A 20537-nucleotide genomic window follows, 5' to 3' on the forward strand; every position below is an offset into this window, starting at 1 on the left:
CTCGTTCAGCTTGCCATGGGGCGCCTCGATGCGGCGGGACCTGCTCCCGCCGGGAAGGCGGTGCGGATCAGTCCGACCAGCCCATCCGGTTCAGGAACAGGCTCTCGTTGGCCGTGGGCTGCCATTCCAGCCCGCTCGCCGCGCCGTAGAGGATCGCCGCCTGATAGAGCGGCACCACCGGCACCTCCTCGGCGACGAATTCGCCCACCTCGCGATAGGCGTCCAGGCGCGCCGTCTCGTCCAGCGTGTCGCGGGCCTCTTCGAGGCGCGTGTCGATGCCGGCGTCCGAGAGCGAGGACCAGGAGCTGGAGGAGTGCAGGAGCGGGAAGAGGACGCCGTCCGCGTCCTGGCAGGCGCAGGACCAGCGGCCGAAGGCCACGAAAGGCTGGTCTTCCGGCGCGCTCTGCACGCGCTGGAGATAGGTCGCCATGTCGGTCAGCTCGATCTCCACCGAAAGCCCGGTGTCGTTCAGCATCTGGGCGATGGCCTGGACGATGCGCTGGTCGAAGGTGGGAGACGTGGCGAAGGAGAGCGTCTGCCCCGCGGCGCCGGCCTCCTCGACGAGGCGCCGCGCCTCCTCCGGGTCGTAGGACGGGGCTTCGATGCCCTCGACATAGCCGAAATGGGCGGGCGTCGCCATCTGCGACACGGGCGTGTCGAAGCCGCCGAGAATGCCCTGGACGATCCCTTCCTTGTCGATGGCATGGGCGATGGCGCGGCGTACGCGCTCGTCGTCGAGGGGCGCGCGCGTCGGGTTGAGCTTTACGTAGCCGACCCGTTCGGTCAGCACCGAAAGGACCTTGGCGGTGCCGGAGCCTTCGAGCTGGAGGGCAAGGTCGGAATCGAGGCCGACGGCAAGGTCACTCGCGCCGGACTGGAGATTGGCCACGCGCGTCGCCGCATCGGGAACGGCGCGGAACTCGGCGGCGGGGAAGACGCCGACCTCGCCCCAGTAGTCGTCGTTGCGCTCCAGCGAGACCGAGACGCCCCGCTGCCAGCCGCCGAACCTGTAGGGACCCGAGCCGACCGGGGCCTCGTTGAAGGCCTCGTCGCCGATCTCCTCCACCACATGGGCCGGCACGATGGACAGCTTCACGAGCTGGGCGAGGAGGACCGGATAGGGGCCGTCGGTGGTCAGGGTCACCTCGTTCTCGCCCGTCACCTCGGCCGAGAGGATCTTGTTGAACTGGCCGAGCTGGGGGCTGGCGAATTCCGGATCGATGATGCGGTTGACGGAGAAGGCGACATCCTCGGCCGTGAGGGGCGCGCCATCGTGGAAGGTCACGTCGTCGCGCAGGGTGAAGACCACCTGTGTGTCCGAGGCATAGGACCATTCGGTGGCGATCTGCGGAACGATCTCGCCCTCGTCGTCGCGTGTCACGAGATTATCGAACACGTTGCGGTAGACGTAGTAGCTGTCCGGATTCCACTGCTTGTGGGGATCGAGCGAGGAGGGCTCGCTCACGAGATCCACCACCAGGAGGTCCTTGGCCATGGCCACTCCCAGCGCCAGCGGCGAGGAGGCGAGCGCGAGGGCTGCGAGCGCCGACGCGAAGGGGCGGGTCATCCGGGTCATCCAAGAATCCTCGGTCTGGAAGCGGTTGGGTCGGTTGGGGGAGAGGACGCCGCCTTGCGCGGCGGCGCGGCGCGGCGCGACGCCTTGCGCGAGACCATCGCCTCGGATTCCAGGAAACGATCGAGCAGATAGGTTTCGAGAACGGTGTTGGCGGCGGCCAGATGGTCGAGTGCCTCGGCCTTGCGCCCATGCGTCAGCGCCTCCACGAGGCGCGAGCGGTTCGCCGGAACGAGCTTCAGCGGACCCCTGGCCTCGAAGAAGTGGACGAGGCGGATCGAGCGGTCCCACAGATCGGTCAGCCAGCTCTGCACCATCGGCATGGAGAGCTGTGCGGCCAGACACTCGAGAATATCGCGTTCGCAACGACGGATGGTGGGCAGGACATCGCCTCCCAGATCCCGCCGTTGAGCCAGAACGACATGCATCTGCGAAAGCGCCCTCAAACGATTTCCCGTCCTTTCGTCGAGCGCCACGGAACACAGGAGCGGCTCCAGATGGCGCCGCGCCGCGCTGAGTTCTCGGATTTCGCTCGCCGAGACGGGCGTGACGGACCATCCGCTGCGCGCGCTGGAGGAGACGAAGCCACTGACCTGCAGGCGCGCCAGCGCCGCCCTGACAGCGCCGCGCCCCAGCGCGAACTCGCTGGCCAGCGCGCTCTCGGAAAGCCGTTCCCCCGGGGCGAGGACGCAGCTCACGATGGCATTGCGCAAGGCGCGCTCGGCCATTTCGCCCTTGCCGGGCGCGGGGGTCGGAGAGACGTAGGCGTCGGTATCCAGCATCGGCGGTTTTCTAACCTCTCAGTTCCAAACTGTGTCATCTTTAATCAGTGAATGGAAGGGCATAAATTTCGGGCTTTGGAGGCCGGATTAAAATAATCATTCAGCTTCCCATGCGTGCAGGAAGTCCTCTTCCTTTCATCAACCAACTGAAAAGAAATCGCTTTTCTGATTCTCGGCAGTCACGGTGCCGGAGATCGCTTTTGGCATGATTCGCGATTGCCTGGGTCGTATGACATCGGCAGAATAGATTTTGACGTTACAAAATTCGTTACTGAGATGTCAGTTTTGAATTTATCGGGACGTTTCCAGTCCGCAGCCGCAGTGTTTGTCTTCGGGCGGTCTGCGCCGACACTTCTCAAGGTAAGGATGAGCCGATGCGCCTGAAGAATCTGCTGGTCGCCGCCATGCTGGCGTCCACCTCGCTCGTGTCGTCAACCGCGCTGGCCTCGGCCAAGGAGGTTCTCGTCGTGGATTTCATCGCCGAGCCGAGCTCCCTTGATCCGCATGTCCAGTGGAACACCGACAGCTTCAACGTCTACCGCAACATTTTCGACAACCTCCTGACACGCGATGACGAGGGCGAGATCGCCCCGCAGATCGCCACCGGGTGGGACTATCTGTCGGATACGCGGATCGAGTTCACGATCCGCGAGGGGGTCACCTTCCACGATGGCGCGCCCCTCACCGCCGAAGACGTCGCCTTCAGTATCGAGCGCATCATCGATCCGGAATTCGCCAGCCCCCAGCTCGGCCAGTTCAACCAGATCGAGAAGGCCGAGGCGACGGGCGACAATACGGTCGTCGTGACCACCAGGGGTCCCTATCCCGTCCTCCTCGCCCAGCTCACCAAGCTGTCCATCGTGCCGCGCCATGTGGTCGAAGCCGTTTCCAAGGAGGAGTTCAATGTCGCCCCGGTGGGCTCGGGGCCCTATCGTTTCGAAAACTGGCAGCGCGGCGTCGAAGTGCTTCTGACGCGCAACGACGACTATTGGGGGGAGAAGGGGGCCTTTCCGCGGGTTTCGTTCCGGGCCGTCCCGGACGGATCGACCCGCATCGCCAACCTTCAGTCCGGCACCACCGATCTCGTCAGCAATCTCGACAACGATCTTGCCGCGCAGCTCGAGGGATTCGGCGTCGGCAAGGTGCTGCCGGTGCGCGGCGAGCGCATCGCCTATTTCGCGCTCAACGTGAACCAGCCGCCGCTGGACGACCCGCGCGTACGCCTCGCCATCGCCCACGCCATCGACAAGGAAGGCATCGTCGAGGGCATTCTGGGCGGCTTCGACGCGCCGCTCTCGCAACTCACCTCCCCGGTGTCCTTCGGCTATGTCGAGGGCATCGAGGCGCCGGCTTACGATCCGGACAGGGCGCGTGAAATCCTTGCCGAGGTGGGCGGGGCGGCGCGCACCGAGTTCACGCTCTTCACGACGCCCACCTACGACCAGCGCGTCGTCCAGGCGATCCAGCAGATGCTGACCGAGGTCGGCCTGAACGTCTCCATCGAGACCACGGACATGGGCAACTGGATGCAGCGCATGCAGTCCGGCCCGGAGACGATTCCCGCGAGCGCCTTCGGCCGCTGGAGCTGCGGCTGCCAGGATGCGGACGGCACGCTCTATCCGCTCCTCCATTCGTCGAGCAGTTGGGCCTATATCCAGGATCCGGAAATCGATGCGGCGCTGGATGCCGCCCGCACCACCATCGATTCGGACGAGCGCCTCGAACTCTACAGGACGGTGCACGAGATCGTCGCACGCGAGACCTACATCATTCCCCTCTATCAGGCCTCGGTGATCTACGGCGCGGCGAACGACGTGGAATTCTCGCCGCTGCCGAACGAGAACCTCTTCCTCAACCGCGTCGGCTGGTCGGGCGAGTAACCGAGGTAAAGAGACGCAAGGCTCGAACCGGGCGCTTTCGGGCGTCCGGTTCTCGTCGTTTCAGGAACGCCATGAACAGCGAGGCGGCCATGATCACCATTCTCGAAAACGCCCATGTCGTCGATATCGAAAGCGGCGAGGTGCTGCCGGACCGGCATCTCGTGCTGGAGAACGGCACGATCCGGGAAGTGGGGGAGGGGGCCGCTTCCCTCGACAAGGCTTTGCGCATTCCGGTGGATGGGCGCTTCGTCATTCCGGGCCTGATCGACGCACACGTCCATGCGACGGCCTACACCGCCGATCTTTCGCAACTGCCGCGCCAGTCGCCCATGTATGTGGCGGCGCGGGCGGCGGGGCTCCTCAAGGCCATGCTGAAGCGCGGTTTCACCACCGTGCGCGATGTCGGCGGGGCCGAGTTCGGGCTCGCCCAATCGGTGGAGGAAGGGCTGATCGCCGGCCCGCGCCTTCTCTACGGAGGCAAGGCGCTTTCGCCGAGCGGCGGCCATGGCGACCATCGCTCCAGGGGCATGGAGCACGAGGAGGGCGCCTACGCGCAGGTCAGCCTCGGCCGCCGCTGCGACGGCGTGGATGCCGTACGCCGGGCCGCGCGCGACGAGATCCGGCGCGGCGCGCATCATATCAAGATCATGGCCAATGGCGGCATCTCCTCGCCCACCGACCGCATCACCTCCGACCAGTTCTGCGAGGACGAAATCCGGGCTATCGTCGAGGAGGCCGAAATGGCCGATCTCTACGTCGTCTCGCACACCTACACGGCGCGCTCGGTGGCCCGCGCTGTGCGGTGCGGCGTGCGCTCCATCGAGCACGGGAACCTCCTCGACGAGGAGACCGTCGCGTTGATGAAGACGGCCGGCGCCTATCTGACACCGACGCTCTCCTGCTTCCGGGCGCTGGCGGATGTGGGAGAGGCGAGCGGCTTTCCGGCGGATCGGAGGGACAAGATCGCGCAGGTGCTCGATTCGGGCATCCGCGCGGTGGAGATGGCCTATCGCGCCGGCGTTCCGATGGCCTACGGCACGGATCTGATCGGCCCGATGCAGGAGCGCCAGCTCGACGAGTTCGCCCTGCGCGCCGAGGTCGTCGCGCCTCTGGATCTCCTGCGCTCGGCCACCGCCACGGCCGCCGAACTCGTGCGCATGCAGAACGAGATCGGCCATGTGCGCGCCGGCTATCGCGCCGACCTCAACATCCTCTCGGCCAACCCGCTGGAGAAGGGGGTTCTCGCCAATTTCGCCCACCATCTCGAACTGACGATCAAGGGCGGCATCGTGCAGGACTGACAGGGCGTGCCGAAAGCCCGCCGGGCTGGCGTTCGGCGCAGCCTTCTCCGGGCGTCATCCTTCCTCAAGGCCGCAATGGCGCTGGATGAGCGTTGTGGCCACCATTCCCGGTGGGCGTGCTCTCAGGACGGTTGCCGAGGCCGGAAGGCGATCTCGCACTCGGCCTCGATCTGCCGATCCCATTCCGCCTTGCCGAGCTCCGCCAGCGGCAGGATGCGCGCCCCGCGCCGCGTGAAGGGAAAGCGTCGTGCGTCCGTCGAGGCCCATCCCCCGCTGTCCACCACGTAAATGCCGTTCTCGGCCAGCGGCGTGAAAGACGTGCGGAAGTGGTTGCTCGACTTCACGTGGATGATCGCCTTGTCCTCCAGAACGATGCCCTGGCTGCGGAAGGCCTGCGTGTCGTAGGCCTGAATGCGTTCGGTGACGAGAGCGACATGGCCGGCCTCGCCGACGCGCAGGACCGCGCCCGGCCCGCCTTCCAGAAGCTCGCCGAAGAGGTTCGCCCCCTCGTTGCGGTAGCGGACCTCGCCCAGGCGCTCCACCGTCACCTCGGCCCGGAACGGCTCGCCATCGCGCATCCGGCCCATCGCCACCACGCCGCGCTTCCCTTCGCCGATGGCCTTTGCAGCACGCACGGCATCCGCGTCCACCAGGAAACCCGCCGCGAAGGGCAGGCTCTGCCCGGCGAGCGCGGCGATGATGTCGGCGACATCGGCAACGCCCCCCGATCCCGGATTGTCGCCCGCATCGGCGACGACGACACGGCCCTCGGCGGCCCGCGCGAAAATCTCCGGCGCGGCCTCCGCGAAGGAGGGCGCCCTCTTCAGCATCGCGTCACGCCGCTCCCAGATCGCCTCGGCCATGTCCCGGAAGGCTCGGCGCATCGCCTCGTCATCCGTCCCGGTAACGAGCACGGAACTGCCGACCTCCTCGGAATCGACGTAAGGAAAGCCGCCCATCACGACGACATCGGCAAGGCCCTCGCGTCTCTCGACTTCGTTCGACAGCGCGACAAGGTCGCGGAATGGGGCGGCGTCGCTCGTCTGCGCGCTCATGGGCGCGGCCAGCGGCAGACGGAAGCGGCGCGTGCGCCAGGGCGTGGCGTCGAGCGCGAGACGCATCAGCTTCTGCCCCCGCGCCCTGGTGTCGGCATGGGGATAGAGCTTGCCGCCGATCACCACATCCACCGTATGGGGAAGGGCGGGCTCGACATTGGCGTGGAAATCGAGCGGCACGGCGATGCGCACGCGCGGCCCCACGATCGCGCGCACCTTTCGCGCAAGATCGGTCTCGGGAGCCTCGACGCCCTCCACCACCAGCGCGCCGTGCAGAAGCAACGCCACCACGTCCACCGGGCCGCTCGCGGCGATGTCCTCCAGCGAGCGGACGATCTCGCCCACGAGCCGGTGGTAGCTCTTCCCGTCCAGCGTTCCGCCGGGCAGGCAGCCCGTGCACAGGCCGTAGGCGATCTCGTATCCCGCCTCGTCCAGCGCCTCCGTCACCCCGCCCAGCCAGTTGCTCGTCGATCCGAATTCCCGCCGGACGGCTTGGCCCGAGACATATTGCGCCGAGCGAAAGCCTTCGTAGGAAGCCTTGGCGGGGGTGAAGGCGTTGGCTTCGTGAAAGAGCTGGATGACGGCGGCGCGGGGCATCGGCAAACCTTAGGGATGATCGGTCGAAAAACGGAACGGGAGGAGGCTACACCTCGCGCCCGTCCTGCCAGCGAGGACAGGGAAGGATCAACCGCGCGGGGCCTTGCGCATGTAGCGCAAATCCTGCCGCGGGTCGGAGAAGGCCCCGTCGCCCGGCAGGAGGGCCTCCGTAGGCCATGACGTCATGGGATCAGGCTCTCGTCGATATGGATGCCGGCTTCCCGCGCGATGGCGGCCTTGTGCTCGCTGGAGAGGCTCTGCCGCATCTCGATCGTGATCCGTCCCTCCGGCTCATCCGCGACGGCAACGTCGCCGGCCTCCTCGCTCGCGAGATGCGTCAGGGCGGTGCTGCCGGGGAACGCGGCGGACAGGATGCGGCTCGCGCCGTTGGCGTGCGCCATGGCGCCTTGCGTCCAGACGAGGGCCGGGGTGTGGTGCTGGCAGAACAGGCATTGCAGGCCGGGCGTCGAGGCGCGGGGCAGGCGGATCACCGAGAAGCGCAGCTCGCCCTCGGCCATCGGCCGGGAGAAGGTGCGCGCCGGCTCGGCGTCTATGCCCCTTCGCGCCAGCATCGCGGCCGTCCGCGCCACGTCGCCGCTGCGCAGGGCGATACCCCGCAGGCCGGGGCCGGCGCGCAACAGCGTTCGCCAGCCCTCGTTGGCCGGGGTCGGCGCGACGATGCCCATCAGCTCGACATAGGCGCCGGGCAGCATGATGCAGCTATTGGCCGTTCCCATCGCCTCGCTGTGGCAGGCGGTCGGCGTGAGCGTGAAGCCCGATTCCGCGAAGGCCGCGCGCGCTCTTTCGAGGCTCGGCACAAGCGCGACGAGATGGTCCACGGGAAGCCGGATCGACATGCTCATCCCCTCTCGCACCGTCATCGTCGATGACTGCGCACCTCGAGGCTGCGATGGCGATGATCCGGCGTCTGCCCCGGCGGCGCTGAGTGCCGGCGCGCCACGGATTGCGACCCTACAGTAAGGCTGGCACGTGGAGTGTCAACGCGCGACACGCGGGGCCACTTTTCCAGAATCCATGCAAACGGTCTCTTATAGCACGCGGTAGGGGACGAACTCGCGCAGGTTCGGGTCCACGGCGATCGGGCGGTCGGAGGGGGGGAAGGCGCGCTGGTCGCAGCCGGTGCGGGGGCACAGGCGGCAGGAGATGCCGATGGGCGTGCCGCGCTTGGCGGTGTCGATGCCGTCGGCATAGATGAACTCCTGCGCGTGCGCCGCCTCGCAGCCGAGCGCCACGGCGTAGCGGCGCGGCGGCCGCGCATAGGAGCCCGAGGGCTTCACCAGCCCCTTGGCCATGGAGACGTAGCGCACCCCGTCCGGCGTTTCGGCGAGCTGCACCAGGACACGGTCGGGAATGGCGACGGCCTCGTGCACGATCCAGAGCGGGCAGGCGCCGCCGAAGCGGGCGAACTGGAGGCGCGTCGCCGAATGGCGCTTGGTGATGTTGCCGGCCATGTCCACGCGGCAGAAGAAGAAGGGAATGCCCCGCTCGCCCGGCCGCTGGAGGGTGGAGAGGCGGTGGCAGGTCTGCTCGAAACTGGTCTGGAAGCGCTGGCACAAGCGGTCGATGTCGTGGCGCATGGCGCGCGCGGCCCGCCGGAAGGGGCCGTAGGGCATCAGCAAGGCCGCCGCGGCGTAGTTCAGGAGCCCCGCCGTCAGGAGCCGGCGGCCCTCGGGGCTCGGCAGCGCGGCCCGGTCCAGCACCGAGGCCAGCTCGTCGGCGAGGTTCTGCGCCCCGATCTGGTGGGCGATCATGAAGCGCCGCGTTTCCGGCGGCAGCCCCCGGCCGAGAAGAAGGAGGCCGCGCGCGGCCTCGAAGCGGCGCAGGACGCCCTCGCCCTCGCCCTCCTCCATCTCGCGCAGCTCCACGCCGTTGCGCTCCTTCAGGAAGGCGGCCAGCCGCGCCTCGCCGGCGGGCAGGGGGCCGAGCGTGCCGGCCAGCGCCTCGGCCGCGCGGTCGAGAGGGTCGATATAGTTGCCGGCCTCGTGGAACCAGTCGCGGATCTCCTCCCAGGGCAGGCGGGTCGCGCCGGGAACCCCGCTCGAAAGCGCCTCGTCGGCGATCTGGCGTTGGCGGTGCGTGTCGCGCCAGGCGGTGTGCAGGCGGATGAGGAGCTCGGCCAGCGCGGGCTGCTGCTCCATCGCCCGCGCCATGCGGCTGGAGCGTTCCAGATCGTCGAACAGCGGATCGTCGAACACCGCCTTGAGGGCCGCCTCGCGCCGCGCCGCCGCCGCGCGCCCGTCGCTCCAGTCGAGCGGAAACAGTTTGGCGAGGCGGGCGGCGATGGGGGCGGTCAACGGCCGGTTGTCGTTTTCCAGTTGCGAGAGATAGCTGACCGAGAGCCCGAGGCGAGCGGCCATCGCGGCCTGCCCGAGCCCCTGGGACAGACGAAGAGCGCGTAGCTCCGTTCCTGCGTAAAGGCGACTATGTCCCGGTTTTTGTGCCATGGTTTGTAAAGTTGGCCTTTGCAGTTTTGCAAATTCACATTTGCATATCGCCCGGGGACTTGAAAGAAACGTTCGCGATGAAGGTGGCTTCCGAGGGAGGAACGGCTTGCTTCAGATTCTGGCCAAGCTTGAAGACAAGCGCGCCCGCGCACGCCTGGGTGGCGGAGAGGTGCGCATCGAGGCGCAACATGCCAAGGGCCGGCTGACGGCGCGCGAGCGCCTGACGGTCCTCCTCGACGAGGGCTCCTTCGAGGAGCTCGACACCTATGTCGAGCACAATTGCGCCGATTTCGGCATGGAGGAGCAGCGCATCCCCGGCGACGGGGTGGTGACGGGCTCGGGCACCATCAACGGCCGCCTCGTCTTCGTCTTCTCCCAGGACTTCACCGTCTTCGGCGGCTCGCTCTCCGAGCGCCACGCCGCCAAGATCTGCAAGATCATGGACATGGCGCTGAAGGTCGGCGCGCCGGTGATCGGCCTCAACGATTCGGGCGGCGCGCGCATACAGGAGGGCGTGGCGAGCCTCGGGGGCTATGCGGAGGTGTTCCAGCGCAACGTGCTGGCCTCGGGCGTCGTGCCGCAGATCAGCCTCGTGATGGGCCCCTGCGCGGGCGGGGCGGTCTACTCGCCGGCCATGACAGACTTCATCTTCATGGTGAAGCACTCCTCCTACATGTTCGTCACCGGCCCGGACGTGGTGAAGACGGTGACGGGCGAGCGCGTCAGCCAGGAGGATCTGGGCGGGGCCGTGACGCATTCGACGCGCTCGGGCGTCGCCGACATGGCGCTGGAAAACGACATCGAGGCGCTCATGACGACGCGCGACTTCTTCGATTTCCTGCCGCTCTCCAATCGCTCGGGCGTTCCCGAGCGCCCGACCTCGGACCCGGCCGACCGGATCGAACCGAGCCTCGACACGCTGATCCCCGATTCGTCCAACAAGCCCTACGACATGCGCGAACTGATCGTGAAGGTCGTGGACGAGGGCGATTTCTTCGAGCTTCAGCCGGGCCATGCCGCCAACATCGTCATCGGCTTCGGCCGCATCGAGGGGCGCACGGTCGGTTTCGTGGCCAACCAGCCGATGGTGCTGGCCGGGGTGCTGGACATCAACTCCTCCAAGAAGGCCGCGCGCTTCGTGCGCTTCTGCGACGCGTTCGAGATTCCCATCGTCACCTTCGTGGACGTGCCCGGCTTCCTGCCGGGCGTGGCGCAGGAGCATTCGGGCATCATCAAGCACGGCGCCAAGCTGCTCTTCGCCTATGGCGAGGCGACCTGCCCGAAGATCACCGTCATCACCCGCAAGGCCTATGGCGGCGCCTACGACGTGATGGCCTCCAAGCACCTGCGCGGCGACCTGAACTATGCCTGGCCGACCGCCGAGATCGCGGTAATGGGCGCCAAGGGCGCGGTGGAGATCATCTTCCGCAAGGATGCCGGCGACCCGGACAAGATCGCCGCGCGAACCAGGGAATACGAGGAGCGCTTCGCCAACCCCTTCGTGGCCGCATCCAAGGGCTTCATCGACGAGGTGATCATGCCCCATTCCACGCGCCGGCGCATCGCGCTTGGCCTTCGCAAGCTGCGGGGCAAGCGGCTGGAGAACCCCTGGAAGAAACACGACAACATCCCGCTGTGAGCGGCGTGGGGAGGCAGGAAGCCATGCTGTTCGGCCGTTTGAACCATGTGGGCATCGCCGTGCCCTCGATGGAGGAGGCGCAGGAGCGCTACCGGGCCCTGTTCGGGGCGGGTGCCGTGGGCGAGCCGGTGGACCTGCCAGCCCACGGCGTCACCGCCTGCTTCGTCTCCACCGGCAACAGCGAGATCGAGCTGATCGCGCCGCTCGGGGAAGCGAGCCCGCTCGCGGCCTTCCTGGAGAAGTCGCCGGCCGGCGCGCAGCACCATCTGTGCTTCGAGGTGGCCGATCTTCCCGCCGCGCTCCGGGCCCTGAAAGCGGAGGGCAGGCGCGTTCTGGGCGAGCCCCGCATCGGCGCGCACGGCACCCTCGTCGCCTTCCTTCATCCGAAGGACATGGGCGGCATTCTCACCGAGATCATGGAGGCGCCCCATGCCGGCCATTGAGGACTGGAAGGCCCTTGCCGAGAAGGAGGTGAAGGGCCGCGACCTGACCTGGCAGACGCCCGAGGGCATCGCCGTCAAGCCGCTCTACACGGCGGCCGACGTGGCCGGCATCGAACCCGGCCTGCCGGGCTTTGCACCCTTCACGCGCGGCGTGCGCGCCTCGATGTATGCGGGAAGGCCGTGGACCATCCGCCAATATGCCGGCTTCTCCACCGCCGAGGAGTCCAACGCCTTCTACCGGCGCAACCTGGCGGCGGGTCAGAAGGGCCTTTCCGTCGCCTTCGACCTTGCCACCCATCGCGGCTATGACAGCGACCATCCGCGCGTGACGGGCGATGTCGGCAAGGCCGGCGTGGCCATCGACACGGTCGAGGACATGAAGATCCTCTTCGAGGGCATTCCGCTCGATACGATGAGCGTGTCGATGACCATGAACGGGGCGGTCATCCCCACGCTCGCCTTCTTCATCGTGGCGGCCGAGGAGCAGGGCGTTTCGAAGGAGAAGCTGGACGGCACCATCCAGAACGACATCCTGAAGGAGTTCATGGTCCGCAACACCTACATCTATCCGCCGGAGCCCTCCATGCGGATCGTGGCGGACATCATCGCCTACACCTCGGCGAACATGCCGAAGTTCAACTCCATCTCCATTTCCGGCTATCACATGCAGGAGGCCGGGGCGACGCAGGTGCAGGAGCTGGCCTTCACCATCGCCGACGGCATGGAGTATGTGCGCGCCGCGCAGGCCCAGGGACTGGACGTGGACGCCTTCGCCGGGCGCCTCTCCTTCTTCTTCGCCATCGGCATGAACTTCTTCATGGAAGTCGCCAAGCTGCGCGCCGCGCGGCTCCTGTGGCACCGGGCGATGACGCTGGCGGGCGCGAAATCCGAGCGCTCCAAGATGCTGCGCACCCATTGCCAGACGAGCGGCGTGTCGCTCACAGAGCAGGACCCCTACAACAACGTCATCCGCACCACGATCGAGGCGATGGCCTCGGTGCTCGGCGGAACGCAGTCGCTGCACACCAACGCGCTGGACGAGGCCATCGCGCTGCCGACCGACTTCTCCGCGCGCATCGCCCGCAACACACAGCTCGTCATCGCCGAGGAGACCGGGATCACCAGGGTCGTCGATCCCCTGGGCGGCTCCTATTACGTGGAGGCGCTGACGAAGGAACTGGCCGACAAGGCCTGGGAGATCGTCGAGCGGGTCGAGCGCGAGGGCGGCATGTCGAAGGCCGTGGAGGCCGGCTGGCCCAAGGCGATGATCGAGGAAGCCTCGGCGGCGCGGGCCGCGCGCGTGGACCGTGCCGAGGACGTGATCGTCGGCGTCAACAAGTACCGGCTGGCCGAGGAGGAATCCCTCGACATTCTCGCGGTGGACAATCACCGCGTGCGCGAAGGGCAGATCGCGCGCATCGCCCGCAACAGGGCGAACCGCGACGAGGCCGCCTGCCGGGCCGCGCTGGACGCCCTGAAGGAGGGTGCGCAGGGGTCCGCGAACCTGCTGGCCCTGGCCGTGGAGGCTGCCCGCGCCCGCGCCACGCTCGGCGAGATCTCCGCCGCCATGGAGGAGGCCTTCGAGCGCTACGGCACGCAGCCGACGCCCGTGACGGGCATCTATGGCGGCGCCTACAGGGACGACAGGCGCTGGGCCGCGCTGCTCGAGGGCGTGGAGTCCATCGTGCGGCGCACGGGCCGGCGCCCGCGCATCCTGGTGGCCAAGATGGGGCAGGACGGGCACGACCGGGGCGCCAATCTCGTGGCGTCCGTCTTCGCCGATCTCGGCTTCGAGGTGGTGTCCGGCTCGCTGTTCCAGACGCCGGCCGAAGCAGCCCGGCTCGCCGTGGAAAAGGATGTCGACATCGTCGGCGCCTCGAGCCTCGCGGCCGGGCACAACACGCTGATCCCCGAACTGATCGACCATCTGCGACAGGCGGGGCGCGCCGACATCAAGGTGGTGGCCGGCGGCGTCATCCCGGCGCAGGACTATGCGCGCCTGCGCAAGGCCGGCGTGCAGGAGATCTTCGGCCCCGGCACCAATCTGGTGGATGCGGGCGGGCGCGTGCTCCGCCTTCTCGGCCACAACATGCCCCCGCCCGGCGAAGACGCCGCCTGACGCCCGCCCTCTCCGCCTCCTGACCGGGACTGCTGCATGTTCAAGAAAATCCTCGTTGCCAATCGCGGTGAGATCGCGGCCCGCGTCATCCGCACCGCGCGCCGGATGGGCATCGCGACCGTCGCCGTCTATTCGGACGCTGACGCGCGCAGCCCGCATGTGGAGCTGGCCGACGAGGCCGTGCGTCTCGGCCCGCCCCCGGCCTCCGAAAGCTATCTCCTGGCCGACGCCATCCTGAAGGCCTGCCGCAAGACGGGCGCGGACGCGGTGCATCCCGGCTATGGCTTCCTCTCGGAGCGCGAGAGCTTCGCAAGGCTCCTGCGCGAGAGCGACATCACCTTCATCGGCCCGCCGCCGGAAGCCATCGCGGCCATGGGCGACAAGATCGAGTCCAAGAAGCTGGCGCGCGAGGCCGGCGTCTCGGTGGTGCCCGGCTTCATCGGCGAGATCGAGAACGCCGCCCACGCGGTGGCGATCGCCGAGGAGATCGGCTTTCCGGTGATGATGAAGGCATCGGCCGGCGGCGGCGGCAAGGGGATGCGCCTGGCCTTCAGCGCGCAGGACGTGCGCGACAGCTTCGATCCGGTGCGCCGCGAGGGGCTTTCGAGCTTCGGCGACGACCGCATCTTCATCGAGAAGTTCGTGGAGAATCCGCGCCATATCGAGATCCAGCTTCTGGGCGACAGGCACGGCAACGTCCTGCATCTGGGCGAGCGCGAATGCTCGGTGCAGCGCCGCCACCAGAAGGTGATCGAGGAGGCGCCGTCCCCCTTCGTGACGCCGCGGATGCGAACGGCCATGGGCGAGCAGGCGGTGCAGCTCGCCAAGGCCGTCGGCTATCATTCCGCCGGCACGGTGGAGTTCATCGCCGGCGCCGACCGCTCCTTCTACTTCCTCGAGATGAACACGCGCCTCCAGGTGGAGCACCCCGTCACCGAGTTCGTCACCGGCCTCGACCTCGTGGAGCAGATGATCCGCGTGGCGGCGGGCGAGAGGCTGGCCTTCGCGCAGGAGAACGTGACGCTGAAGGGCTGGGCGGTGGAGACGCGCATCTACGCCGAGGACCCCTATCGCGGCTTCCTGCCGTCCATCGGGCGCCTGTCTCGCTATCGCCCGCCCGAGGCGTCCGGGACCGTCCGCGTCGACGACGGCGTCGTCGAGGGCTCGGAAATCTCGATGTTCTACGACCCGATGATCGCCAAGCTCATCACCTATGGGGAGGATCGCCTCTCGGCGGTGGACGCGCAGGTCCGGGCGCTCGACCGCTTCGAGCTGGAGGGCATCGGCCACAATATCGACTTCCTCTCCGCCCTGATGCAGCATGAGCGCTTTCGCGAGGGGCGGTTGACCACGGGCTTCATCGCCGAGGAATATCCGGGCGGCTTTGCCGGCGCGCCGGCCGGCGAGGCGCTCATCGCCAGGCTGGCCGCCGCCGCCGCCCTCCTTCAGCGCGTCGAGACGGCGCGCGCGCGCCGTCTCGACGGGCGGCTGGGGCCCTTGCCCGCGGCGCCCGCAGAATGGATCGTGCGCTTCGGCGGCGCCGACCACCGCGTGGAGCTGGAGAACGGCACGGTTCTCGTCGATGGCGAGGCGATCGAGGTGGAGCTCGACTTCATCCCCGGCCAGCGCCTTGTGGAGGCGCGCTTCGACGGCGAGCCCCTGGCGCTCCGGGTCGCGCGCGAGCGGGGGCGCTGGACGCTGACGACGCGTGGCGCCTCGCATTCGATCACCGTGCTGCCACCGCTCGTCGCCGAACTGTCGCGTCACATGATCGAGCGCGCCCCGCCGGACCTCTCGCGTTTCCTCCTGTGCCCGATGCCCGGCGTCGTGACCGCAATTCACGTCAGGCCGGGGGAGGCGGTGGAGCCGGGGCAGGCGCTCGCCACCATCGAGGCGATGAAGATGGAGAACGTCCTTCGCGCCGAAAAGGCCGGCACGGTCTCGCAGGTCTGCGTCAAGCCCGGCGAAAGCCTCATGGTCGAGGCCGTCATCCTGGAATTCGAATGAGGGCGGGCGGCTTGAACGCCGGATCAGGGAAGGCATGAAACAGTGACATCGACGCGTATCGGTTCCACGGCCCTTCGGTCCAGGGTGATGAGTGCCGCGGATGCGGCCGCCTTCATCCGGCCGGGCGCGACGGTGGGCATGAGCGGCTTCACCGGCTCGGGCTATCCCAAGGCCGTGCCGCAGGCGCTGGCCGAGCGTATCCGGCGCGAGAAGGCGGCCGGCAATCCGTTTCGCGTGCGCGTCTGGACGGGCGCGTCCACCGGGCCGGAGCTGGACGGCGCACTGGCCGAGGTCGACGGGATCGAGTTCCGTACGCCCTTCAACTCCGATCCGATCGTGCGCGACAAGATCAATCGCGGCGAGATCGAATATCTCGACATGCACCTGTCGCAGCTCGCGCCCGTGGCATGGCAGGGCGTCCTCGGGCCGCTCGACGTGGCGGTGGTGGAAGTGTCGGCCATCCTGCCGGACGGCTCGCTCGTCGCCTCCTCCTCGGTGGGCAACAACAAGACGTGGCTGGACCGGGCGGACAAGGTGATCCTGGAGCTCAATCGCTGGCAGAGCGAAGGGCTGCACGGGGTCCACGACATCTATTACGGCACGGCCCTGCCGCCGCACCGCGTGCCGATCCCGCTGGTGAAGCCCGACGACCGCATCGGCCAGCCGACATTGCGCTGCGACCCGGAGAAGATCGTCGCCATCGTGGAAACGGACGGGCCGGACCGCAACCTGCCCTTCTCGCCCCCGGACGAGACGGCGCGCGCCATCGCCGGCCAGCTTCTCGACTTTTTCGCCCATGAGGTGCGCAAGGGCCGCCTGCCGGCGAACCTCCTGCCGCTCCAGTCCGGCGTCGGCAACGTGGCCAACGCGGTGATGTCGAGCCTTCAGGATTCGCCCTTCGGCGATCTCACCGCCTTCACCGAGGTGATTCAGGACGGGATGCTGGACCTGCTGGCATCGGGCTCGCTGCGCATGGCCTCGGCGACCGGCTTCTCCCTGAGCCCGATCGCCGCCGAGCGGCTCAACGACGAGATGGCTTTCTTCCGCGAGCGGATCATCCTGCGCCCGCAGGAGATCAGCAACCATCCCGAGCTGGTGCGGCGCCTGGGCTGCATCGCCATGAACGGGCTGGTGGAGGCCGACATCTACGGCAACGTCAACTCCACCCACATCATGGGCTCGCGCATCCAGAACGGCATCGGCGGCTCGGGCGATTTCGCCCGCAACGCCTATGTCTCGATCTTCATGACGCCCTCGGTCGCCAAGGGCGGCAAGATCTCGGCCATCGTGCCGCAGGTCGCCCATGTCGATCACATCACCCAGGACGTGCAGATCATCGTGACGGAGCAGGGGCTGGCCGACCTTCGCGGACTCTCGCCCAAGCAGCGCGCCGACGTCATCATCGCCAATTGCGCGCACCCGGCCTATCGCGAGCGCCTTCAGGACTACGACCGGCGCGCGCGCCGCGATTCATACGGCTTGCACACGCCTGTTCTCCTGAACGAGGCGCTGTCCTGGCACCAACGCTACATCGAGACCGGCTCCATGACCTGAGCCAGGCGCCGTCCGGCGGCGCGTTTTCTGGGAGGAAGACAATGGGCTACCGCGAAGTCTACGATTCCTGGCTCGCCGATCCGTCCGGATTCTGGCTGGAACAGGCCCGCAAGCTCGAATGGGAGCGCGAGCCGGCCATCGGCGTGGACGAGGCCGCCGGCATCTACGGCCGCTGGTTCCCGGACGGCATCTGCAACACATGCCACAACGCGCTGGACCGGCACGTGGCGGCCGGCCACGGCGAGCGAACCGCGCTGATCTACGATTCCCCCGTCACCGGCACCAAGCGCCGCTTTTCCTATGCCGAGCTTCTGCACGAGGTGAAGGCGGCCGCCCTGATGCTCACCGATCTCGGCGTCGCGGCCGGGGACCGGGTCGTCGTCTACATGCCGATGGTGCCCGAGGCGGTGATCTCGATGCTGGCCTGCGCGCGCGTGGGCGCCATCCATTCCGTGGTCTTCGGCGGCTTTGCCGCGCGCGAGCTGGCCATGCGCATCGAGGATGCGCAGCCCAGGGTGGTGCTCTCGGCCTCCTGCGGCATCGAGCCCTCGCGCGTCATTCCCTACAAGCCGCTGCTGGACGCGGCCATCGAGCAGTCGCGCCACAAGCCGCAGGCCTGCGTGATCCTGAAGCGCCCCGAGGCCGAGGCCGCGCTCACGCCGGGCCGCGACCAAGACTGGGACGAGGCCGTCGGCCGCGCCCGTGCGGCCCTGGAGGAGGGGCGCGCCTCGCCCTGCGTCCCCGTGCCGGCCACCCATCCGCTCTACATCCTCTACACCTCCGGCACGACCGGCAGCCAGAAGGGTGTCCTTCGCGACCATGGCGGCCACATGGTGGCGCTGCATTGGTCGATGGAGGCGGTTTATGGCGTGAAGCCGGGCGAGACCTTCTGGGCCGCCTCCGATGTCGGCTGGGTGGTGGGCCATTCCTACATCGTCTACGCGCCGCTGCTCGCGGGCTGCGCCACGGTGCTCTACGAGGGCAAGCCCGTCGGCACGCCCGATGCCGGCGCCTTCTGGCGGGTGGCGGCCGAATACGGGGTGTGCGTGCTCTTCACCGCGCCGACCGCGATCCGCGCCGTGCGCAAGGTCGATCCCGAGGCCGCCCTTGTGAAGGAACACGACCTGTCGAGGCTGCGCGCCCTGTTCCTGGCCGGCGAGCGCGCCGACCCCGATACGGTGGAGTGGGCCGAGAACTCGCTCGGCGTGCCGGTGATCGACCATTGGTGGCAGACCGAGACGGGCTTTGCCATCGCGGCCAACCCCCTGGGCATCGAGAAGCTGCCGGTGCGGCGCGGCTCGCCGAGCGTTCCCATGCCCGGCTACCGCATCGAGATCCTCGACGAGGCCGGCCAGCCGGTGCCGCCCGGCACCTTCGGCACCATCGCCATCCGCCTGCCGCTGCCGCCCTGCGCGCTGCCCACGCTCTGGCGCTCCGACCAGCGCTTTCGCGACGTCTATCTCTCCGCCTATCCCGGCTACTACTCCACCGCCGACGCCGGCATGCTGACCGAGGACGGCTATGTCTGGGTGATGGGCCGCACCGACGACGTCATCAACGTGGCCGGCCACCGCCTGTCCACCGGCGGCATCGAAGAGGTGCTGGCCGCCCATCCGGCCGTCGCCGAATGCGCCGTCATCGGCGTGAAGGACGACCTGAAGGGCGAGATTCCCTGCGGTTTCGTGGTCTTGAAGTCGAATTCGGCACAGGCCAGCCAGGCGCTGGCCCGCGAGGTCGCCGCGCTGGTGCGCGAAAGGATCGGCGCCGTCGCCTCGCTCAAGCGCCTCCTCTTCGTGGACCGCCTGCCCAAGACGCGCTCGGGCAAGATCCTGCGCGGCACGATGAAGAAGATCGCCGACGACGAAAGCTGGAACATGCCCGCCACCATCGAGGACCCTGCCGCTCTCTCGGAAATCGAGACCGCCTGGAAGACGGATGTCTAGATGTTCGGTCCCGGCATTTGGCAGCGCGGATTACGGATGAACCTGGACGGATCGTCCGTCCAGGCTTTGCAGATGGCCTCGTGGGAGCGAGGCTGCGTAGCATCTTTCCGTGCATAGGAAACAACGAACCATTGAAGGCTGGGATCAGACGGGGTCGGTTTCGGCGGGCGTGTTCGTGCGTAGTCCTTCCCTTCGCGCAACGGCCGGGGAGATGCCGAAGGCGCGGCGGAAGGCGGTGCTGAAGCTGGAGACATCGCGGTAGCCGGCGTGATAGGCGGCCTGCGCGACCGACATTCTCTCCACCGTCAGCGCATCGCGCGCACGCTCCAGGCGCTTGTGCCTCACGAAGGCGCAAAGGGGCGTGCCGTATCGTTCGCGGAACTGGCGTTGCACGCTGGAAACGCTGCCGCCGACGATCCGGGCGACTTCGGCAAGGGGCACGTCCGAATCCAGATGATGCAGAAGAAACGCATGGGCGCGCTCGGCAAGAGTGGCCCCGCCCATGGGCGGGCACCCGTGCGCGGCGCCTGCGCCCCGTTCCTGTCGGGCGATGCGCAGCGAGACGAGGCGCATCAGTTCAAGCCCGCGCGCCTTGCGGTGAAGCGTTCGCAGTTCACCCCCGGACCCCTCCCCGGGATGCAGGATTTCCTCGGCGATCTCCAGGACCGGCCCCGTGGCGGGAAAGCGGACATGGGCCAGATGCCGGCGGTGAAAGTCCCAGAGAGGGGAGGCGGCGGTTTCGTTGCCGGCGTGCAGGGACCGCAGCCAGGACTGGGGAGCCGACACCATGACCTTTCGCAGGGGAGCGCTCTGGCAGGGCAAGAAGCGCAGCCTGGCATAGCGCGCGATGTTCAGGACGAAGACGAGCGGCGGGGTTCGACGACCCGGCCCCGCCTCGATACGGAAGGGCGTGCCGTCCACCGTGAAATGCTGGCTGCCTTGCAGCAGCACCATGACGAGCAGTTTCGGCCAGATATCGTAGTCCACCTCTTGCGGCGCGCAGGCCACCTTGTTCTCGAGCGCGCCCACGAAAACGTTGTGCGGCATGGCGGGCAGCAGGCGCCCTCCGCTTTCCTGGCTCACCATCGGATCGCACCTTCGTTGCAAGCGGTCTAAAGAGCCGCTTCTCACGCCCTCTTCTTTGCCTTTTGCGCCCATTCAACGGTGGTGGACGCTTCG

At 67.9% G+C, this 20537-nt stretch carries 14 protein-coding genes; 8 read left to right on the top strand and 6 right to left on the bottom strand.

Going from position 1 to position 20537, the window contains the following annotated elements; translation table 11 throughout:
- Positions 1–67 precede the first annotated feature (67 nt).
- Together J7654_RS07040 and J7654_RS07045 are read right to left on the bottom strand one after the other, a co-directional pair.
- Positions 68–1576, bottom strand: a complete 1509-nt coding sequence (locus tag J7654_RS07040; protein ID WP_209739368.1) for an ABC transporter substrate-binding protein — start codon at positions 1574–1576, stop codon at positions 68–70.
- Complete coding sequence (locus J7654_RS07045) at positions 1573–2355, bottom strand: GntR family transcriptional regulator (RefSeq protein ID WP_209739370.1); 783 nt, start codon at positions 2353–2355, stop codon at positions 1573–1575. Before J7654_RS07045 ends, J7654_RS07040 begins: the two co-directional genes overlap by 4 nt.
- A gap of 374 nt (positions 2356–2729) precedes the next feature.
- Here J7654_RS07045 and J7654_RS07050 point away from each other — a divergent pair, with 374 nt between their 5' ends.
- Complete coding sequence (locus J7654_RS07050) at positions 2730–4235, top strand: ABC transporter substrate-binding protein (protein ID WP_209739372.1); 1506 nt, start codon at positions 2730–2732, stop codon at positions 4233–4235.
- 71 nt (positions 4236–4306) lie between these two features.
- Positions 4307–5536, top strand: coding sequence for a metal-dependent hydrolase family protein (locus tag J7654_RS07055; RefSeq protein WP_245195703.1), 1230 nt, complete (start codon positions 4307–4309; stop codon positions 5534–5536).
- Positions 5537–5658: 122 nt separating this feature from the next.
- Here J7654_RS07055 and J7654_RS07060 read toward each other — a convergent pair whose 3' ends face one another.
- The 3 genes from J7654_RS07060 to J7654_RS07070 form a co-directional block, all read right to left on the bottom strand.
- The gene (locus J7654_RS07060; RefSeq protein WP_209739374.1) at positions 5659–7188 is read right to left on the bottom strand and encodes a M81 family metallopeptidase; all 1530 of its coding nucleotides are present in this window, start codon (positions 7186–7188) and stop codon (positions 5659–5661) included.
- A 182-nt stretch (positions 7189–7370) separates the two neighbouring features.
- Positions 7371–8045 (bottom strand): VOC family protein, encoded by a 675-nt coding sequence (locus tag J7654_RS07065; protein ID WP_209739376.1) that lies wholly within the window; start codon positions 8043–8045, stop codon positions 7371–7373.
- 192 nt (positions 8046–8237) lie between these two features.
- Entirely contained in the window at positions 8238–9566 is a 1329-nt protein-coding gene (locus J7654_RS07070) for a helix-turn-helix domain-containing protein (RefSeq protein ID WP_245195704.1), read from the bottom strand.
- Positions 9567–9759: 193 nt separating this feature from the next.
- Between J7654_RS07070 and J7654_RS07075 the strand changes: the two genes are divergently transcribed.
- The 6 genes from J7654_RS07075 (at position 9760) to J7654_RS07100 (ending at position 19358) form a co-directional block, all read left to right on the top strand.
- Entirely contained in the window at positions 9760–11292 is a 1533-nt protein-coding gene (locus J7654_RS07075) for an acyl-CoA carboxylase subunit beta (RefSeq protein ID WP_209739380.1), read from the top strand.
- 23 nt (positions 11293–11315) lie between these two features.
- Entirely contained in the window at positions 11316–11735 is a 420-nt protein-coding gene (gene mce / locus J7654_RS07080; protein ID WP_377946452.1) for a methylmalonyl-CoA epimerase, read from the top strand.
- Positions 11722–13854: a methylmalonyl-CoA mutase gene (scpA, locus tag J7654_RS07085; RefSeq protein WP_209739381.1), complete on the top strand. Its 2133-nt coding sequence runs from the start codon at positions 11722–11724 to the stop codon at positions 13852–13854. The genes mce and scpA overlap by 14 nt, the downstream gene beginning before the upstream one ends.
- Before the next feature lie 36 nt (positions 13855–13890).
- Positions 13891–15861: an acetyl-CoA carboxylase biotin carboxylase subunit gene (locus J7654_RS07090; protein WP_209739383.1), complete on the top strand. Its 1971-nt coding sequence runs from the start codon at positions 13891–13893 to the stop codon at positions 15859–15861.
- An 87-nt stretch (positions 15862–15948) separates the two neighbouring features.
- Positions 15949–17415, top strand: coding sequence for a succinyl-CoA:acetate CoA-transferase ScpC (gene scpC / locus J7654_RS07095; RefSeq protein WP_245195705.1), 1467 nt, complete (start codon positions 15949–15951; stop codon positions 17413–17415).
- Between the two features lie 41 nt (positions 17416–17456).
- A complete protein-coding gene (locus J7654_RS07100; protein WP_209739387.1) occupies positions 17457–19358 on the top strand; it encodes an AMP-binding protein in 1902 nt (633 codons plus the stop codon).
- 144 nt (positions 19359–19502) lie between these two features.
- Here the strand turns inward: J7654_RS07100 and J7654_RS07105 are convergent, their stop codons facing one another.
- Entirely contained in the window at positions 19503–20444 is a 942-nt protein-coding gene (locus J7654_RS07105; RefSeq protein WP_209739389.1) for a helix-turn-helix transcriptional regulator, read from the bottom strand.
- Between the last annotated feature and the right edge of the window lie 93 nt (positions 20445–20537).

The sequence above is a fragment of the Aureimonas populi genome (assembly GCF_017815515.1).
GTDB lineage: Bacteria > Pseudomonadota > Alphaproteobacteria > Rhizobiales > Rhizobiaceae > Aureimonas > Aureimonas populi.

Excerpts from the sequence above, each read along its gene's own strand:
- J7654_RS07050 (WP_209739372.1), top strand. The coding sequence starts at position 2,730 with ATGCGCCTGAAGAATCTGCTGGTCGCCGCCATGCTGGCGTCCACCTCG.
- J7654_RS07090 (WP_209739383.1), top strand. The coding sequence starts at position 13,891 with ATGTTCAAGAAAATCCTCGTTGCCAATCGCGGTGAGATCGCGGCCCGC.
- J7654_RS07060 (WP_209739374.1), bottom strand. The coding sequence starts at position 7,188 with ATGCCCCGCGCCGCCGTCATCCAGCTCTTTCACGAAGCCAACGCCTTC.
- J7654_RS07100 (WP_209739387.1), top strand. The coding sequence starts at position 17,457 with ATGGGCTACCGCGAAGTCTACGATTCCTGGCTCGCCGATCCGTCCGGA.
- J7654_RS07105 (WP_209739389.1), bottom strand. The coding sequence starts at position 20,444 with ATGGTGAGCCAGGAAAGCGGAGGGCGCCTGCTGCCCGCCATGCCGCAC.
- J7654_RS07045 (WP_209739370.1), bottom strand. The coding sequence starts at position 2,355 with ATGCTGGATACCGACGCCTACGTCTCTCCGACCCCCGCGCCCGGCAAG.
- J7654_RS07040 (WP_209739368.1), bottom strand. The coding sequence starts at position 1,576 with ATGACCCGGATGACCCGCCCCTTCGCGTCGGCGCTCGCAGCCCTCGCG.
- scpA (WP_209739381.1), top strand. The coding sequence starts at position 11,722 with ATGCCGGCCATTGAGGACTGGAAGGCCCTTGCCGAGAAGGAGGTGAAG.
- scpC (WP_245195705.1), top strand. The coding sequence starts at position 15,949 with ATGAGTGCCGCGGATGCGGCCGCCTTCATCCGGCCGGGCGCGACGGTG.
- J7654_RS07070 (WP_245195704.1), bottom strand. The coding sequence starts at position 9,566 with ATGGCCGCTCGCCTCGGGCTCTCGGTCAGCTATCTCTCGCAACTGGAA.
- J7654_RS07065 (WP_209739376.1), bottom strand. The coding sequence starts at position 8,045 with ATGTCGATCCGGCTTCCCGTGGACCATCTCGTCGCGCTTGTGCCGAGC.
- J7654_RS07055 (WP_245195703.1), top strand. The coding sequence starts at position 4,307 with ATGAACAGCGAGGCGGCCATGATCACCATTCTCGAAAACGCCCATGTC.
- mce (WP_377946452.1), top strand. The coding sequence starts at position 11,316 with ATGCTGTTCGGCCGTTTGAACCATGTGGGCATCGCCGTGCCCTCGATG.